This window comes from Rhizobium sp. GW821-FHT14E12, assembly GCF_058803745.1.
In genome coordinates, this window is the sequence record NZ_JBXAPH010000002.1 from 1 (window position 1) to 17,163 (window position 17,163).

Consider the following 17,163-nt stretch of genomic DNA (forward strand, 5'->3'; position numbering starts at 1 on the left):
CCTTGGCCGGTGCCTACCCATTTCAAGGTCGGATCGATTTCCTTGTACTTCTGGTGAAAATAGTGGGTGAGCCATTTGTTTGGAAAATTTGAAATGATAAAGTTTTGCGGGTCCACCGTGGATTCATTCATGATGAACGAAGCACTCATCCGGTGAATATTATAGGCGAACATCGGAAATCCGAGGTTCGACAGCGTCTTGGAAAATAGAGCTTCGAGAGAGTGTATGTCGGTACACAATTCGAGTTGATGAAGAAACGGTTGGACCACTTCAGCGTAGATCGTATTGTACTCTGACATCAGTGACATTCCCCCAACATGTGTGTGATATCTGAAGCGGGTGCACGAAGGTGTCTTCTCCTCGATAGACGTCTTCGCGATAGTCGCCGCTTTGCTGATCTCCGGCTGTGGCGATCTCGTTAGGGTGGCAATGAGCTAACGACAAACCTTGCCGTCGTTGACCAATTCCCAGGGCACGGTTCTCCATTAAAAACATGGGGAATTGAGGCATAGTTTTTTCCAGGAGTCTTTCATGGAAACGCTACGCTTGCAGCTTTCTGCTTTTATTAAGCGCTCCCTTGAGTTGAGTTTATGTCGAGCGTTTGCAAGCGGTTACACGAGATACTGATCGTCCATGGGCTCCGGCAGATGGCTGTTGCAGGTGTTCTAACTGTGTTCGGCCCTGAATTTGGCGGGGGTTGTTTGCTTGTGGCGCATCATGGCATTCGTCAGGTGGCTTTGGCTTGAGAAGCCCGTCTGCAAGGCTATGTCCGAGATCGGCAGTGTCGAGCCCAGAAGCAATCGTTCGGCCTTCTCCAGACGGATGCTCACAAGGTATTTGTAGGGCGGTATGCCGAACGTCATTGAAAAGGCCCGGATAAAATGACTGGGCGACATCAGACAGATATTGGCGAGCGTTTCGATCGACAGTCTCTCGGCCATATGCTCGTTCATGTAGTCCAGCACCCTCTTGGATGTCTGCGGGGACATGCGCCGATTTTGTGCCTTCGTCGCCTTTAACTTCGCCGTCGAATAATTCCGGATGAGATGAACGCCGAGGATCGTCAGCAACGAGTCTATATAAAGTTCGTTGATCGACATGCTCGCTATCTCCGCGATCATGACCCGGGCGATCCGAAGTGCTGCGAGATCAACTTGGCCGAAACGAGGCGGCTGCAATTCCCAGCTTCCCCCTTCAAGCTCGGCATTCGCCAGATTTGTATAAGCGACCGGGCTGAAGGCAATGGCCGCATTCCGTTTCAAGCTCGGCCATTTGAGGGTTCTGTCGACGCCGGCCGGATTAATGACAAGCATGCCGACGGGCACCTGGAACTTGTGAAGCTTGTCGCTGGCAAAGGCCGCTTCCATTTCGGGCATGGGGGCAAGAGCGATCGAGGCAAATTCCGCATTGGTCTTGAAGTTCATCGATCCGGCCGGTCGTGAAACCTTCATGAAACCGCCCAGGACTGTTTGCGCCCGGGGGCCTATCTCCTCGGGAATGGCCGAAAATATGCCTTCCTCGTTCTTTGTGTCCAGCTCAACAAGACCATAGCTGTCTGGCTTGGCCATTAGCCTCAACTCCATTGATATAACCGGGACCAAGGCGAATGGCCGTTCGTGGGTGGCATGGGCAATTGGGCGTCAGGGCATGGGATTAGCTGGTCCGGTCAGCAAAAAGGCGGAATATCCAATGAAAACGGTGCTCGGGAAAATGCGGGGGGCGTAATTCAGGTTGTGCGTATTTTGTATACAGACTGCGATAGAATTTTTTGAAGATTAACTCCTGTTTCGATGAAAGAATGGCCATAAAAAGGAGAAGCTATTCGTTCTTTCAATATAGATGCGCGTTCTGGATAGGGATGCGTGTGCTGGACAGGTGTCGCGTATCGAGAGATTGGGCGCAGATGCCGCCAAACGGCGCACGGTAGGCGACTTGTACCCGCCTTGCGTGGATCGGTGTCTTGCAACAGGGCATAGAAAGCGCATGACGCTGCTGGCGTTGAGGAGTACGAGTGAATTACTATTCAACTTCAGATTTACAAATAAATTATTGTAATCTGTAAGCGCGGATAGATCAATTTCATCGATCCGGATCTTGTGGATGTCAGGTGCGGTCAAAACACCAAAGAATGAGCTCGATGGTTTGGCCGCTCCATACCTCTGACGGCGCGGAACGTCGAAGACGAGATTCGATGTTGTCGAGGATGTAGATCGAACCATTGAATTATCGGACGAGCAATTCCTGGTGTAGCAGCGATTATGAAACTGGACGTCGCTGTATATAGGAACGGTCTCTCTGCAAGCCGATGTGAGCCTGGCCGCTTATCATTCAGCGCGTCAGGTAACATCTGCGATGCTCACGCCCGGTCGAAAGACCAGCGATTGACCATATAGGTGCGTGGCGAGGTTCCGAGCATGCGCCGGAACATGGTGGTGAAGGCGGCGGCGCTTTCATAACCGGCTTCCAGCGCAACGTTGGTGACCGGCTGGCCTTCCGCGAGTTGGGGCAGGCAGGCAAAAACGCTCGCCTGTTGCCGCCAGGTGGTGAAGCTGATGCCGGTTTCCTTGCGGAATTGCCGGGTAAAGGTCCGGCGGCTCATTGCCAGCTTCTCGGCCCAGTCATCCAGGCGGGCGTTCGGCGTCGGGTTAGCCAGATAGGCGCGGCAGAGCACTGCCAGCCGACGGTCGGACGGGAAGGGCAGCCCGAGCGGGCGTTCCTCGAGCGTCGAAATCTCTTCGAGGAGGAGAGAAAGAACCAGTTCGGCCTTGCGATTTCCGATCGGCGCTTCCCGCAGCCGAATGGCTTCCAGCAACAGGCTGCGGGCAAGATCCGTCACTTCAACGACGCGGGGTGCTTCGTCCGATGGCATGGGATCTCGCGGCATCACATAGACTGATTTCATACTGACATCGCTCAGCATCTCGACGGAGTGTTCCAGGCCGGCGGGAATGAACAAGGCATGGCCGGGCGGCACCATCCACCGGCCTCGGGTCGTCAGGATCAAGATGACACCGGCGAAGACGCAGAGCAATTGCGTGCGGCGATGATGATGCCACGGCACGGTATAGCCCTGCCGCGGCTCTGAGCTGTGCACGAGTACATCCGCATTCGATGCCTCCGTCCAGTGCATGTTTTGCTCATGGCTGTTGTCGACGGTTGCCAGCAATTGTTGAGAGAGCTTTTCCATTTTGGCCCGATCGCGAAAGAAGTGGACCAAAACACGAAAGAAGGTCACCCGCAAGCCGTGTACAAGACTAATCAAACAGCACGGCTGAAAAGAATCGGCCGGCTCAGGAAGGAAACCTCAATGGTTGCGGCATTTTCCGGCACGCCGGCACGATTTCAGAAGACGACAATATCGATCGTAGTGGCAGTCAGCGGCTGCCATCTCCTGAACGACATCATGCAATCGCTGCTGACATCGCTCTATCCGATGTTCCGGGAAAACTACGCGCTCGATTTCGTCCAGATCGGGCTGTTGACCATGATGTTCCAGATCACGGCGTCGCTGCTGCAGCCGGTGGTGGGTATCGTCACCGACAAATGGCCGATGCCCTATTCCCTGCCGGTCGGCATGATCAGCACCTTCCTCGGGCTCATCATGCTCGGTTATGCCGGCAGTTTCGGTATGCTGCTGGTTGCCGCCAGCCTCATTGGTTTCGGCTCGGCGGTGTTTCATCCGGAAGCCTCGCGCGTGGCGCGGCTGGCCTCCGGCGGACGTCATGGCCTGGCGCAGTCGTTCTTCCAGCTCGGCGGCAATGCCGGATCGGCCATCGGGCCGCTGATCGCCGCCTTCTTCGTGCTCCAGCATGGGCAGAAGAGCGTGGCCTGGCTTTCGATCCTGGCGGTCATTGGCTTTATCGTCCTGAGCTGGGTCGGCACCTGGTACGTCAACCACCGCCGCCAGCACGCGGCGCGTCCGGCGGCCAGCCGCGCCTTGCCGATCGCGCGCAACAAGGCGATCTGGGCGCTGGCGATCCTGATTCTGCTGACGGCGACGAAGAACGTCTATATGGCAAGCATCTCCAGCTATTTCACCTTCTATGTCATCGATAAGTTCCATCTCGATGTGCGCGACGCGCAGCTGATGCTGTTCCTTTTCCTCGGCTCCGTCGCGACCGGAACGATCCTGGGTGGCACGTTCGGAGACCGTTTCGGAGCACGCTTCGTGATCTGGTTCTCGATCCTCGGTGTTATCCCCTTCGCGCTATTGATGCCCTATGCGAACCTGTTCTGGACCTGCGTGCTGACGGTGGTGATCGGGTTGGTGCTGGCCTCCGCGTTCCCGGCGATCGTGGTCTTCGCACAGGAGCTGATCCCGGGGCGGGTCGGGCTGATTGGCGGCATCTTCTTCGGCTTCGCTTTTGGGGCCGGTGGGCTGGGTGCGGCATTGCTCGGCGATTTCGCCGATACGCACGGGATCCCCTTTGTCTACATGATCTGCTCGTATCTGCCGCTGCTCGGTCTGTTTACGATCTTCCTGCCGCGCATCCCAAGGCATTGAGCAAAAAAGGCGGGGCCTTTAGCGCCCCGCCGAATACCTTCCGCGCACATCGCCAAGTCTAAAATTTTACCTCCATTTTGAGACTGGTCATCGGGCAGGTCTTCGCCATAGTCTATGCCTGCTTCATGCAGGAGGAGGAGACTGTCGAATGAGCATCACCATCAAGGCCCCAGCCGAGGAACGCAATCCCGTCGGCTCTCTCCATTCGCCTTTGCCGATCACGCGCGCCTGATCCCGATCGGGACGGCCATTCCCACTCTTCTTGCCTTGCAATGCCTCATTTCGACGCCACGACCGCCGGCGCGGTCTCGGCTTGATATCAACCATGTAGGACATGCCATGCCGCTCACCACTGCCCAGCGCCTAGACCGTCTCAAGGTCCGTACCGCCGAACTCAGCCATTGGCGTGTGCGTATGGCACTCGCTATCGACAACTGGACCTTTGAAGGCGCGGAAATCACCATCGGCCAGGCCTGGCCGTATCGTAACGGCGTGGTGCATTTTGCCTCGAAGGCGACGGTGCCCGCCGACTGGCCGCTGGAGGAGACGCGGCTGCAACTCGATCTTGGCGGTGAGAGCCTGATCACGCTGGCCTTTGCGGGAGGGGAGAGTGAGAGTTTCGGTCTTGATCCCTATCACCAGGAGTTTCCGCTGAAAGGCCGCAGTTTTTCGATCGCGACCGACAGCGTTGCCCGCTTCCCGTTCGGTGAACAGAACCGGCAGCCGAAGCTGAATCGTGCCCAGCTCGGCTGGATCGACTTGCCAGTGCACAGGCTGCATCTGCTGCTGCGGCAGATTGTCGAGGCTATCGAAGCGCTTGGGGATCATGAAGTCGTGCCGCATATGCTCGATGCCGCCGAGGCGGCTTTGCGCAGCCTCGATTGGCCATCCGCAACGGCTCCCTATATCGCGCGCACGGCGGACGCCGTTCAACAACAGAAGATCTGGGAGTTGCCGGAACTCACCGAAAGCCCGGCAGGACTATCCGAGGGGGAGCGTGCGACCGTGGTTGCCGCCCACGATGTGCTGCTTGCCCAACTTAAGGCGTTGCAGGAGCGTTATCCGCAGAATGGCGAGTTGCTGCTGACCGGCCATGCCCATATCGACCTTGCCTGGCTGTGGCCCTATGACGAGACGTGCCGCAAGATGCGCCGCACCTTCCACACTGCCTTGTCGCTGATGGAGCGCTCGCCCGATTTCCGCTTCAACCAGTCGACAGCGCACTATTATGCGCAGATGGAGGCCGATGATCCCGCTCTGCTGACGCGGATCAAGGAGAAGGTCGCCGACGGTACCTGGGAAGTGATCGGCGGCATGTGGGTCGAGCCGGACACGAACATGCCGACGGGCGAAAGCCTGGTGCGGCAGATCCTCTATGGCCAGCGTTATTTCGAGAAGACTTTTGGCGCGCGGCACAAGGTCTGCTGGTTGCCGGATTGCTTCGGCTTCTCCGGAGCCCTGCCGCAACTGCTGCGTCAGGGCGGTATCGAGAGCTTCTTCACCATCAAGGTCAATTGGAGCGAGACCAACAAGTTTCCCCATGACCTCTTCTGGTGGGAGGGGCTCGACGGCAGCCGCGTGCTGGCGCATGTCTTCGACAATCCGATGGAAGGGTATAACGGCTTCGTGCGACCGGATTGCTATCTGCCGACGTGGAAGAACTTCCGCGCCAAGACGCTGCACGACACGTCGCTTCTGGCGGTCGGCTACGGCGACGGCGGCGGCGGCGTGACGCCGGAGATGGTGGAGCGCGAGGCGCAATTGCGTGACTTTCCGGCCATTCCCAAGGCGCGCTGGGGCAAGGTCGGCGATTTCTTCACCAGTGCCCACCGTACAGCCAGGGAAAAGCAACTACCGGCGTGGTCGGGCGAGATCTATCTCGAACTGCATCGTGCGACGCTGACCAGCCAGAGCGGCGTCAAGCGGCTGCACCGCAGGGCGGAACGCGCCTTGATCACCGCCGAAACACTGGGCTCGATCGCCCATATGGCGGGAGCTGTCGCTCCGCTGAGCCTCGAGGCGGACTGGCGCGTGACGCTGAAGAACGAATTCCACGACATCCTGCCGGGATCGAGCATCCGGGAGGTCTATCAGGATGCCGAGCGCGAACTTTCCGAGGTTATCGACCACGCCGAGGTGGCTCAAAAGCAGGCCATGGATGCTGTCGTTGCAGTTCTGCCGAAAGGCGGTATCGGGGATGCGCTGGTCGTCGCCAATCCGTCGCTGGATGCCCGGCTGCTGCGTGCCACGCTCGCCGATGGCACGGTTCTGTCCACCGGCGATATCATCGCGCCACTCTCCGTCCAGGTGCTGGATCGTGCCGCGTTGAAGCCGGCCGGCGGATTGCGCGCGGACGCAAACCGGCTGGAAAATGAGCACCTGGTCGTCGTCATCGGCACCGATGGCGCGGTCCAGAGCCTCGTGCATAAGGCGACCGGCCGCGAGGCGCTGGCCGAGCCGGCCAATCAGCTCTGGATCTACCCCGTCGACAAGCCGCGCAATTGGGACGCCTGGGATATCGACGCCGATTATCCGGAGAAGGGCGTCCGTCTCGATCGGCCAGAGAGTATAGAACTTGTCGAAAGCGGTCCGCATCGGGTCGCAATCAAGGTCGTCCACCGCTACCGCGATTCCAGCATCGTGCAGCGCTATGTGCTGACCGCCAACGCCAGGAGACTGGATATCGAGACGCATATCGACTGGCACGACCGCCGCACCTTCTTGCGCGCGCTGAACCCGGTCGCGGTCCGGGCTCGCACGGCGACCTTCGAATGCGCCTATGGTGTCGTCAGCCGCCCGACGCACACCAATACGAGCTGGGACGCGGCGATGTTCGAAGCGGTCGCCCATCGCTTCGTCGATTTGAGCGAGCCGGATTTCGGCGTTGCACTGTTGAACGATGCGAAATACGGCCATAGCGCTCGTGGCAATGTGCTTGGCATCAGCCTGGTGCGTGGGCCGATCTATCCCGATCCGCTGGCGGACGAGGGCGAGCAGCAATTCACCTATGCGCTGCTACCACATACCGGCGAGTGGCATTCCGGCGGCGTGCGCGAGGAGGCGGACGATCTGAACCAGCCGCTAGTGGTGACCACTGCCGCCAATCTTGCGGGAACGACGGTTGCTCTGGTCACGATAACGGGTACGCCGGTCGCGCTGTCTGCCGTCAAGCCGGCTGAAGAAGGGGATGGGCTTGTGCTGCGCGTCTACGAGCCGGCCGGTCGGCGCGGTGGATTGAGCATCGAACCCGCAAGCGGCTGGCATGTCGCCGAGGCCGTCAATCTGATGGAAGAGCCTGCCAAGCGAGACGCCGGTCCCGATATCCTGCCCTTCGAGGTCAGAAGCTGGAAACTGACGAGGGGGTAACGGCCGCGCGTCGCTTTTGCCGTTCTTCGGGTCTCTGCTGCCGCAGCGCCTTGCTGCGGCAGCAGTATCTGCTCCGCGTCAATACTCGCGATCGTGGACGACACCCATGATTTCGCCCCTCCGGGACACGCTCACCAGGAGCTTGTCGCCGTCGCGCGTTGCCCTGACCAGAAAGCGCTCACCGACGTCATTGACGTCTCTCACTCTATAACCGCGTCTCTCCAGGAGTTGGATGACATCGTTTGGGCCGTAATTGCCGCGGGGCTCTCCCCAACGATTGGACGAGTCGTGATGACGGTTCCACGCATGAAGAAAATTGGTCTCGGTCTGGCCATCGCTCTGGTCGGAATCGCCATCCGGTGATTGATCGTTATAGATAACGACTTGAGCAATGGCGGGCGTGATGAGACCCATCGTCATGACTGCTGTCATACCCAGCGCGATGAAGGCGATCTTCATTGGCATATCCTTTATCCGTTCCTGACATGTGCAATCTCCTGGGGAGATGCTTGAAGTTGGCCAGGTCGCAACCGCTAACCTTGATTCTCGTGCGGCACATAGCCCGACGATGATACCCAAGCGTTTTTTGCGGTGTGTTCTCATTTGTTGCGAAACTTACGGGCGCCGGCCTTTAGCCGAGCTCTCCGCATTTTGATAGAATATCGTCGACAACGGAGGCGAGCGGCGCAGTGGCATCAATGGTCGTGGCGTTCTTGGGAGTGTCTTCTTGCATTGCATGCAGTCGCACAACTAAGTCTCGTTCGGCTGGTTTTCCGCCAAACTCGTCTTCCGGTCTGTTGGCAAGTCGCCTCTTCAAGGTGTCCAGATCGACCTCGAGAACGAAAACCTCGTCAAACAGATCGATAAAGTGACGGGAATTCCTTGAGCCGCCGCAGAAAAAGGAAATCGCGTGGCTTCGATCGGCCACCAGGCATTTGACTTTGTCGACATCCCAAAGGTGGTGCTCGTGTCTAAAGGCCACATCCGGAATGTGCTGCCTATGCGCCGAGACATCCAGCGGTTTGCCGGTCTCAGGATCGCCTTGATAAGCCAATTCGCGGTCACCGTGAATGACGTGGTAACCGCGCTGCTGTAGTTCGGTGGCGACTGAGGTCTTGCCAGTTCCAGAAACGCCTTCGATCAAATAGTTCCTGATGCCCATTTCGCTCTCGTTCGATGAACCGCACACTCTTTGGCGATGGCCAGTAACCCTATCGCCTTATGACGCAGAGCGGATACGGTGTACAAAGCAAGAATTACAGACAGATTTCCGACGCTTCAATTCCAGCGGCTTGCACGGTGCAGAAGTCTGCGACGTCAAAGCCCACTTTGCGCCGAAAACTGCCGTCGGTAGCATTTGCTATCCAATACCGGAATTCTCCGTTTCGCGGCCTCCCTTCGAATTTAATCCTGGGCTCATCTACGGCTGCTAATGCTCGACGCGACAGTGCCGAACATATGTCCCGTTTGATTTGGGGCTCTGTAACTGCGTTGAAATGCAGCCTTCGCAAATGCCGATCAGGGTCTTCAAGCTCATGGGACGGTGTAATTCATGGCTCATATCGTTATTATCAATCCACGCTTCGAAATCTCCTATTGGGGGCTTGAACACGCGCTTCCGCTGTTCGATGTGAAGGCAAATCTTCCCGTTGCCTGCCTCCCGCTTTTGGCGGCGCTCACGCCTGCCGAGCACACCGTCACGCTGGTGGACGAGAATGTCGAGCCAATCGACTACGATCTCTGTGCTCAAGCAGACATCGTCGCGCTGACGGGCATGATCGTTCAGCGTTTCCGGATGACGGAAATCCTCACCGCGCTCAAACAGCGCCATTGCTTCGTTGTTGTTGGAGGGCCGTGGGTGACGGTGAAGGAGGATTATTTCGACGGGCTTGTCGACGTCAAATTCATCGGTGAGGCGGAGGAAACCTGGCCGCAATTCCTTCTCGAATGGAAGGATGGGTGTCACGCCGAACGCTACGAACAGTCCGGCAAGACGGATATGAGCACGGTGCCGGTTCCGCGCTTCGATCTTCTGAAGATGGATGATTATGCGGTCGGCAGCATCCAGTTCTCGCGGGGCTGTCCGTTCACCTGCGACTTCTGCGACATCATCGTCGTGTTCGGGCGAAAGCCGCGGATCAAGACCAGCGAGCAGATCATCGCTGAAATTGAGGCATTGCTGGCGGTGGGAATGGATACGGCCTTCATCGTCGACGACAATCTCATCGGCAACAAGAAGGCGATCAAGGAGGTCCTTCGCGAAGTCGTCGCCTGGCAGACGCGCCATCATTATCCGATGACGTTCCTCACCGAAGCCTCGATTGATCTCGCTGACGATGCCGAGCTGATGCAGCTTATGGTCGACGCCAATATCCGCGTCGTCTTCGTCGGCATCGAGACGCCGAACGAGGAGGCGTTGCGCGAGACCAAGAAGCTCCAGAACTTGAGAAAAGGCGGGACGATGTTGGATAAGATCCACGCGATCCAGCAGACCGGCATGGAAGTCTGGTGCGGCATGATCCTCGGCTTCGACAGCGACGATGCGACGATCTTCGAGGCCCAGCGCGTCTTCATCAAGGATGCACGCATCGTCAATGCCATGATCGGCATGCTGGCCGCGATCCCAAAGACACCGCTCTATACGCGCCTGGAAAAGGAGGGACGGCTCGATCACGCCGATCCCCCGGCCTACGGCACCAATGTCATCCCGCTCAATCTCAGTCGCGAGACCCTGCGCGACGGTTATCTCTCCGTGCTCAGCGACCTTCACCAGCCGACCGCCTATTTCGACCGGCTGGATGCGCTCTACCTCGATGCCCGTATCCAGCCGGAGCGGACGCGCCTGCGACATCTGCGCCGCCATCCTGTCCGTCTGGTGACCCTCAATGTGGTGTGGGCCTTGGAAGCCGTCGGCATCTTCTTAAGATTGATGCGGCGGGTGCCGGAGGCGGACTTGCGCAACATCTATCGGCAGCGCCTCTGGAAGCTCCTGCTGCGCCGCCGCTCCCCTGTCGTCCTGCAAATCTATGCCATCAAATGCGCCATGCACTACCACGCGCACCTGATGGTTCAGCAAATGCGGACCGGCGGTGATATCGTCAATTCGTTCTGAAGGTTGGCTCCAGGTCGCCCCTATACCAAGGCTCCGAACTGGGCGTTGTGCAGCCGTGCATAGGCGCCGTTGCGGGCCAGAAGTTCGGCATGTGTGCCTTGCTCGAGGATGCCGTTCGGTCCCATGACGATGATGCGGTCGGCGTTGCGGATGGTGGCAAGCCGGTGCGCTACCACCAGGGTCGTGCGCCCCGCCGACAGGTCGGCCAGCGCCTGCTGGATGGCATATTCAGTGGCCGTGTCGAGCGCCGAAGTCGCCTCGTCCAGGATCAGGATCGGCGGGTTCTTGAGGAAGATGCGGGCGATGGCCAGACGCTGCTTTTGTCCGCCCGACAGCTTCACGCCGCGTTCGCCGGTCGGCGTGTCGAGACCAGCGGGCAGGGACAACACGAATTCATCGAGCGACGCGCGGCGCAATGCCTCCATGATTTCCTGATCGGTCGCGCCGAGCCGCCCATAGGCGATGTTCTCGCGAATGGTCGATCCGAACAGGAACACGTCCTGCTGCACGATACCGATCTGGCTGCGCAGGGAAGCCTGCGTCATGTCGCGGATGTCGATGCCGTCGATGGTGATGCTGCCGCCTGTGACGTCGTAAAAGCGCGGCAGCAGCGAGCAGATCGTCGTCTTGCCCGTTCCAGACGCGCCGACGAAGGCCACGGTCTCGCCGGCCGCGATCGTCAGGTTCAGGCCCTCAAAGATCATGCCGTGCTCCGAATAGCCGAAGCTGACATCTTTGTAGGCGATATTGCCCTTGAGATGTTTGACCTCCGTCGCATTCGGCCGATCGGCCAGGTCAGGCTGCGTGTCGATCAGCGACAGGAAGCGCTTAAAGCCGGCAATACCCTTTGGGTAGGTTTCGATCACAGACGTGATCTTGTCGATCGGGCGGAAGAAAACGTTGATCAGAAGCAGGAAGCTGATGAAGCCGCCATAGCTCAGCTCTCCCGATATGACGTACCAGGTTCCGGCCATCATGACGACGAGTTGCACCACGCGCGTGCTGAAATAGCTCAGCGCAATGCCCGCCGTCATATAGGCATAGCCATCCAGCTTGGTGGCCTTGTAATCCTCGTTATGGCCGGCAAATAGCTGGCTTTCGTATGTCTCGTTGGCAAAAGCCTTGACCACGCGGATGCCGCCAACGGTTTCCTGCATGCGCGTGTTGAAGTCGCCGACCTTGCCGAACAGGCTGCGCGAATTCTTGGTCATCTTGGCGCCATAGCGGCTGACCAGCCAGGTCATGAAGGGTACGATGGTCGTCGTCAGCAGCGCCAGCTTCCAATGCACCGAGAACATTAGCAGGAAGGCGCCGATGAAGGTCATGATCGCGATGAACATGTCCTCGGGACCGTGATGGGCAATCTCGCCCACTTCCTCGAGATCCTTGGTGACGTGGGTGATCAGATGACCGGTCTTGTTGTTGTCGAAGTAGCGGAAGGAGAGCTTCTGGATATGCTCGAAGGCCTGGCGGCGCATGTCGGATTCGATCGAGATGCCGAGCGCATGGCCCCAATAGTTGACGATCGCCGAGAGGCCGGTCGACAACGCATAAACCATCAGGAGCACGGCGGTGGTTGCTGCGATCAGGCCCCAGTCACGGCCCGGCAACAGCTGATCGACGAAGAGCTTGACCGCCAGCGGAAAGCCCAGCTCAAGCAGGCCGGCGACGACAGCGCAGCCGAAATCAAGGAAAAACAGCGTCTTGTAACGCGCATAATAGGAGAAGAAGCGACGAAGCATGAATGCCCTCCATGGGCATGGGGAGAAGACGGGATCAGATAAGAATGGACAGAACAGCAGTCCACATCCGGCATCGCTGTTCAGCGTTTATGGGTGCCGAAATTTCTCATCGAACGAGCCTCCTTCATGAGTCGCATCGGTTTTATATCCGACACGCCCGCCGCTGTCATCCCCTCCGTCGCTAGTCGGTTGGCTTGGTCGACGGCTAGTATGCGCCGGTCACGCGCGTCCGTAGGAGAGCTTCGGATACCAGTCCCTTGCCCGTCCTTCAGGGGTCATGTCGAGGATCGTCCACAGTGGCATGAGGTCCGGGGCGCCGCGCGGGTCCTGACCGGGATCGGCCGTCACCGGCCCCATCTCTTCACCCCAGAAATGCCGGATGGTTCCGTCCCGTCGCGTGAAGACATTGACGGCTGCGTCGTCGCTGCCGTTGGGACCGAGCGCCCGATAGTCGCGGCTGTATTCTCCCGTTGGATCGGAATAGAGCGGCAGGTTGCGCCAGCCGCGTTCTCGCTTGAAATCCATAAGCCTGTCGATCGGCGACCGAGCCACGACGGCGATGGCCATCCGCTGCTCGATGTCGAGCACCTCGCCCTCCAGCGCCGAAAGCAGGCATGTGCACATCGGGCAGGGTTGTGTTCGCTCGGGGCCGAACATGAAGCTGTAGACTAGCAGGGTCTCCTTGTCGTCGAACAGTTCGGCGAAGTCGAGGGGGCCGTCGGGACTGATGAACTGGTAATGCTTCTTCACGATGCCGCCCGGCGGCAGCGCCCGCCGTTGCGCCGCGACGCGCTCTATATGGCGTCGAAGCTCGATCTCCTCGGCGAGGAGCGCGTCACGCGCCTGCCGGTATTCGATGCTTTCGTTCGGAAACCGCACGCCATTTCTTTGCGCCAGCTCGGATGCCGGCACATAACCGTCTTCGTTGATCATGATATCCTCCCTGTGTAATCCGTGGGGCCGATGCTGGTCGCACGGCGCCATCGGATTTCGACAACGACATGGAAGGAAAACCCGATTGCCGGTCGAAAGTTCCGGCAGCGGAGGAGGCATATCACCTGGGGAGATTACTGGGCGGCGGAACGGGCCTCGACCGCCTCATCCCATTCGATTTCCGGGTCCTCCGCCTCATCCTCGAGCATCGGCGTGTCCATCACATAAAGGTAGCCGTCGAGCATGTCGCAGGCGCGCTCGGTGGCACCGATCTTGGCGTCCGTCTCGCCGATCGCCGTGGCGATAGCCTTGATGCGGGCACGCAGCATATGGCCGACGACATCCTTGCCGGGACGCTTTCCCAGGCGGTCCAGATGAAGACGGATGCGGTCGGAATGGCGCTCCAGCTCGCTCTTGCTGAAATTCGCCTTGCGGATTTCTTCCAGGAGGCTGGCCCGCATGCGGGCGACCGGATCGAAGGTTCCCGGTTCGCGCTCGTCTAGAACCATGTCGGTGATCAGCTTCTCGATGGCGACCAGCGCCTGCAGATCGACGGCGTCGGTCAGCTCGACATCGTAACCGGTATCGTCGTAGACCTTGCGGCGCACGGGATCCAGAAGCAGCTCATGGGCCTTCTTTAACCGCCCGAAGGCCTCGGTATCACCGCCGGAATCGGGATGTGCCCCTTTTGCCCGCTTGCGATAGGCCGCCTTGATCTGCTCGTCGCTCGCATCGCGCCCGACGCCGAGAATGTCGTATGGATCGGTCACTCCAACTCCTGCTGCCGCTCAGCCCCGACCAAAGTCCTGAAGCCCTTATGTCATAGATATCGCCGGTAGGACATTGGTCCGCCAGCGGGCGGTTGATATCCGCCGCTCTCTTCCTTCTTTATCATCACCAAGGCAGAGTTTGGACAAAAAGATCGGGGTGTGAGGCGGAAACATGTCTTCCGTGGAAATCATCGCCCATCGCTATCGACGATTCCAGAAAAAGAGATAGCCCCGCTTCCGTTGCCGGAAGCGGGGCTATCGATGACTTGCTTGGGTTCAAGCGGCCGAGAACGGCACGGCCACGAAGGTCTTGTCGCCGCCGCGTTCGATCAGCAGCAGCACGGACTTGCGGCCCGCTTTGCCGGCCTCTGCGACCGCGCTCTGAACGTCATGGGCACTATGGACCGGCTGGTCGTTGACCGAGACGATGACATCGCCGGTCTGGATACCGACGGCAGCGGCCGACTTGTCCGGGTTGACGCTGGCAACGACGGCGCCCTGGACACCGTGGGGCAGGTTCAGCTGCTCGCGCAGATCAGGGGTCAGGTTGGCGAGGCCGACGCCGATGCTCGGCTGGTTGGAGGGCTGGACTTTGCCGTCACCGCTGTCGTTGGCGGCCTGCTTGCCGTCGTCATTGCCGCCGATAGTAACATTGACGTCCATGCTTTTGCCATCGCGCCAGACGGTCAGCGAGCGCTTGTCGCCCGGTGAAAGATCGGCGACCAGGCGAGACAGATCCTTGGGCGTCTTCACGGCCTCATTATTGACGGCTGTGACGATGTCGCCGCTCTTGACGCCGGCGCGGGCGGCGGGTGTATCGTCGTTAACACTGGCGACCAGGGCGCCTTGCGCCTGCGACAGGCCAACGGCATTGGCGATATCGGACGTGACCGGCTGGATGGCAACGCCGAGATAGCCGTGATCGATCGAGCCGTTCTTTTCCAGCTTGGCGACGATCGCCTTGGCCTCGTCCGAGGGGATGGCGAAACCGACGCCGACGCTGCCGCCGTTCGGCGAATAGATGGCGGTGTTGATGCCGACGACATTCCCCTCGCGGTCGACCAGCGGACCACCGGAATTGCCGTGGTTGATCGGGGCGTCGATCTGGATGAAGTCGTCATAGGGGCCGCTATGCAGGTCACGGCCGCGAGCCGAGACGATGCCGGCGGTGACCGTCGTGCCGATGCCGAAGGGGTTGCCGATCGCCAGGATCTGGTCGCCGAGCTTCAGCTTGTCGGAATCGCCCCAGGCGACGGTGGCGAGCGGTTTGGGTGCCTGTATCTTCAGCACGGCAAGGTCGGACTTGGGGTCGGCGCCGAGGAGCTTGGCGGGCAGTTCGGTGCCGTCGTCCAGGGTCACCTTGATATCGGTGGCGTTCTGAATGACGTGATTGTTGGTGACGATCACGCCATCCGGGCTGATGATGAAGCCGGAGCCGAGCGCCATGGCACTCTGGCTTTGATGACGCTGCGGTGCCTGTTGCTGCGGGAAGGGAATGCCCTGGTTCTCGAAGAACTGGCGGAACTGCTCGTCCATCGGCGAATTGCTGGTATCCGCGCTGGTGTCGGTCGCCTTCATCGTGGTGGTGACGGTGACGACGGCCGGCTTGTCGGCGTCGACGATCGGCGCGAAGGAGCCGCCGGGCGCAATGATGCCGCTGGGTTCGGCGGCTGAGGCGACGGTGGTGGTGTTGAAGGCGAAGGGCAGGGCGCCGGCGCCGACGATGATGGCGGCTCCGACGATGGCGGCAGTGCGATGTTTACGGAGAAGAGATGACATGGCAAAAGTCCCTTACGAGATCGTTGGCGATATGGCGTCTTGGGTCCATGTCAGGGACCAGGCGTCGAATGGATGGGCGCCAACTCCTTCCGGGAGCCTTTGCTTCCAGGTTTTACTGAGGAACGCAAAGTATAAAAAGAATTGGCGCTGATGATTAATATGATCCGCCAATTGAATTTTACAAATTAAATATTGATCATGTTTTTATTGCAAAAATTTAAGAATATTACCAATATTTAATGTGGGTTTGCCGGAATTATTCCATCTTTCTGCTCAAGAGGCTTCTGTCTGTGGCCAGCGGTTCAACGCTTCCACACCAAGCACGGTCAAGGCGTAAATCCCACGATCGACGCGTTCAAACCAGCCATAGACATTATCCTGCAGGATTTGGGCGGCTTTTGGCGCGCTGGCGCGAATATCCTTTGGGCGTTGCAGGCCATTCTGGATGGCGGCGGCGCAGGTAAGCGCCTGCTGCCGATAGGCGGTCATGATCGGCGAGCGCGTACTGCCGCCGAGCGCGGGATCGCCCTTGCGCCGCCGATGTTCCTCGACAAGACGCGAGCGCTTGCGGAGATTTTTGCGCGGCATCAATGCGACCGGGCTGACGATGATGTCGACCAGACCGCTATCAGAGACCGCCAGCATGCCGAAGCCGAGCCGGCGGCAGAGATCGCGAAAGCGGCGGTCGCTCTCCCGCCCCTTGCCCTTTGCCGAGACACGGGCAGCGATCCAGACCTCGTCGCTGGCCGCAGCCCTGTCGACGGCCTGCAGTACGAGTTCGAGATTGAAACTCAGCTTCAACTCGCAGATGACGACAACAGGCGGCTCGCCGTCGCTGAGCCCGACGAGATCGCAATTGCCGATCTCGCCCTTCACCATATAGCCGGCCTTCTCAAGGAAGGTCTTGATCGGGAGGTAAAGCGCCGTTTCCAAATCTTGCTCTCTGGCTTGAGGATT

General features: G+C 59.1%; 13 protein-coding genes. 3 read left to right on the plus strand and 10 right to left on the minus strand.

All coding sequences use genetic code 11. The annotated features are described in order from the left end of the window. From AC1RO0_RS08185 to AC1RO0_RS08195, 3 genes are all read right to left on the minus strand, one after another. The coding region (locus tag AC1RO0_RS08185) for an autoinducer binding domain-containing protein (protein WP_498592406.1) at positions 1–299 on the minus strand (299 nt) is incomplete at its 3' end. Between the two features lie 366 nt (positions 300–665). Continuing rightward, entirely contained in the window at positions 666–1,568 is a 903-nt protein-coding gene (locus tag AC1RO0_RS08190; protein WP_498592407.1) for a helix-turn-helix domain-containing protein, read from the minus strand. Between the two features lie 788 nt (positions 1,569–2,356). Continuing rightward, positions 2,357–3,187 carry an AraC family transcriptional regulator gene (locus tag AC1RO0_RS08195; RefSeq protein WP_498592408.1) on the minus strand — a complete coding sequence of 277 codons (831 nt, stop codon included), beginning with the start codon at positions 3,185–3,187 and terminating at the stop codon, positions 2,357–2,359. A 120-nt stretch (positions 3,188–3,307) separates the two neighbouring features. Here AC1RO0_RS08195 and AC1RO0_RS08200 point away from each other — a divergent pair, with 120 nt between their 5' ends. Next, positions 3,308–4,504, plus strand: coding sequence for an MFS transporter (locus tag AC1RO0_RS08200; RefSeq protein WP_498592409.1), 1,197 nt, complete (start codon positions 3,308–3,310; stop codon positions 4,502–4,504). A 339-nt stretch (positions 4,505–4,843) separates the two neighbouring features. Further along, positions 4,844–7,870 (plus strand): alpha-mannosidase, encoded by a 3,027-nt coding sequence (locus tag AC1RO0_RS08205; protein WP_498592410.1) that lies wholly within the window; start codon positions 4,844–4,846, stop codon positions 7,868–7,870. A 78-nt stretch (positions 7,871–7,948) separates the two neighbouring features. Here the strand turns inward: AC1RO0_RS08205 and AC1RO0_RS08210 are convergent, their stop codons facing one another. Together AC1RO0_RS08210 and AC1RO0_RS08215 are read right to left on the minus strand one after the other, a co-directional pair. Then, positions 7,949–8,329, minus strand: coding sequence for a hypothetical protein (locus tag AC1RO0_RS08210; RefSeq protein ID WP_498592411.1), 381 nt, complete (start codon positions 8,327–8,329; stop codon positions 7,949–7,951). A 172-nt stretch (positions 8,330–8,501) separates the two neighbouring features. Beyond that, positions 8,502–9,032 carry a nucleoside/nucleotide kinase family protein gene (locus tag AC1RO0_RS08215; RefSeq protein ID WP_498592412.1) on the minus strand — a complete coding sequence of 177 codons (531 nt, stop codon included), beginning with the start codon at positions 9,030–9,032 and terminating at the stop codon, positions 8,502–8,504. 390 nt (positions 9,033–9,422) lie between these two features. Between AC1RO0_RS08215 and AC1RO0_RS08220 the strand changes: the two genes are divergently transcribed. Beyond that, complete coding sequence (locus AC1RO0_RS08220) at positions 9,423–10,982, plus strand: B12-binding domain-containing radical SAM protein (RefSeq protein WP_498592413.1); 1,560 nt, start codon at positions 9,423–9,425, stop codon at positions 10,980–10,982. A 20-nt stretch (positions 10,983–11,002) separates the two neighbouring features. On the opposite strand, the gene AC1RO0_RS08225 is transcribed toward AC1RO0_RS08220, so the two are convergent. The 5 genes from AC1RO0_RS08225 to AC1RO0_RS08245 all read right to left on the minus strand — a co-directional run bounded on the left by AC1RO0_RS08225 (position 11,003) and on the right by AC1RO0_RS08245 (position 17,139). Further along, on the minus strand, positions 11,003–12,724 hold the full coding sequence (locus AC1RO0_RS08225) for an ABC transporter ATP-binding protein (protein ID WP_498592414.1): 1,722 nt from the start codon (positions 12,722–12,724) through the stop codon (positions 11,003–11,005). A 219-nt stretch (positions 12,725–12,943) separates the two neighbouring features. Further along, complete coding sequence (locus tag AC1RO0_RS08230) at positions 12,944–13,657, minus strand: DUF899 family protein (protein WP_498592415.1); 714 nt, start codon at positions 13,655–13,657, stop codon at positions 12,944–12,946. A 134-nt stretch (positions 13,658–13,791) separates the two neighbouring features. Further along, complete coding sequence (locus AC1RO0_RS08235) at positions 13,792–14,427, minus strand: J domain-containing protein (protein WP_498592416.1); 636 nt, start codon at positions 14,425–14,427, stop codon at positions 13,792–13,794. Between the two features lie 276 nt (positions 14,428–14,703). Further along, positions 14,704–16,206: a DegQ family serine endoprotease gene (locus tag AC1RO0_RS08240; protein ID WP_498592417.1), complete on the minus strand. Its 1,503-nt coding sequence runs from the start codon at positions 16,204–16,206 to the stop codon at positions 14,704–14,706. Between the two features lie 273 nt (positions 16,207–16,479). Continuing rightward, the gene (locus AC1RO0_RS08245; protein WP_498592418.1) at positions 16,480–17,139 is read right to left on the minus strand and encodes a DUF2161 domain-containing phosphodiesterase; all 660 of its coding nucleotides are present in this window, start codon (positions 17,137–17,139) and stop codon (positions 16,480–16,482) included. Positions 17,140–17,163 lie beyond the last annotated feature (24 nt).

Coding starts and splice junctions, on each gene's coding strand:
- AC1RO0_RS08190 (WP_498592407.1), bottom strand. CDS start 1,568: ATGGCCAAGCCAGACAGCTATGGTCTTGTTGAGCTGGACACAAAGAAC.
- AC1RO0_RS08230 (WP_498592415.1), bottom strand. CDS start 13,657: ATGATCAACGAAGACGGTTATGTGCCGGCATCCGAGCTGGCGCAAAGA.
- AC1RO0_RS08200 (WP_498592409.1), top strand. CDS start 3,308: ATGGTTGCGGCATTTTCCGGCACGCCGGCACGATTTCAGAAGACGACA.
- AC1RO0_RS08210 (WP_498592411.1), bottom strand. CDS start 8,329: ATGAAGATCGCCTTCATCGCGCTGGGTATGACAGCAGTCATGACGATG.
- AC1RO0_RS08195 (WP_498592408.1), bottom strand. CDS start 3,187: ATGGAAAAGCTCTCTCAACAATTGCTGGCAACCGTCGACAACAGCCAT.
- AC1RO0_RS08205 (WP_498592410.1), top strand. CDS start 4,844: ATGCCGCTCACCACTGCCCAGCGCCTAGACCGTCTCAAGGTCCGTACC.
- AC1RO0_RS08240 (WP_498592417.1), bottom strand. CDS start 16,206: ATGTCATCTCTTCTCCGTAAACATCGCACTGCCGCCATCGTCGGAGCC.
- AC1RO0_RS08225 (WP_498592414.1), bottom strand. CDS start 12,724: ATGCTTCGTCGCTTCTTCTCCTATTATGCGCGTTACAAGACGCTGTTT.
- AC1RO0_RS08215 (WP_498592412.1), bottom strand. CDS start 9,032: ATGGGCATCAGGAACTATTTGATCGAAGGCGTTTCTGGAACTGGCAAG.
- AC1RO0_RS08220 (WP_498592413.1), top strand. CDS start 9,423: ATGGCTCATATCGTTATTATCAATCCACGCTTCGAAATCTCCTATTGG.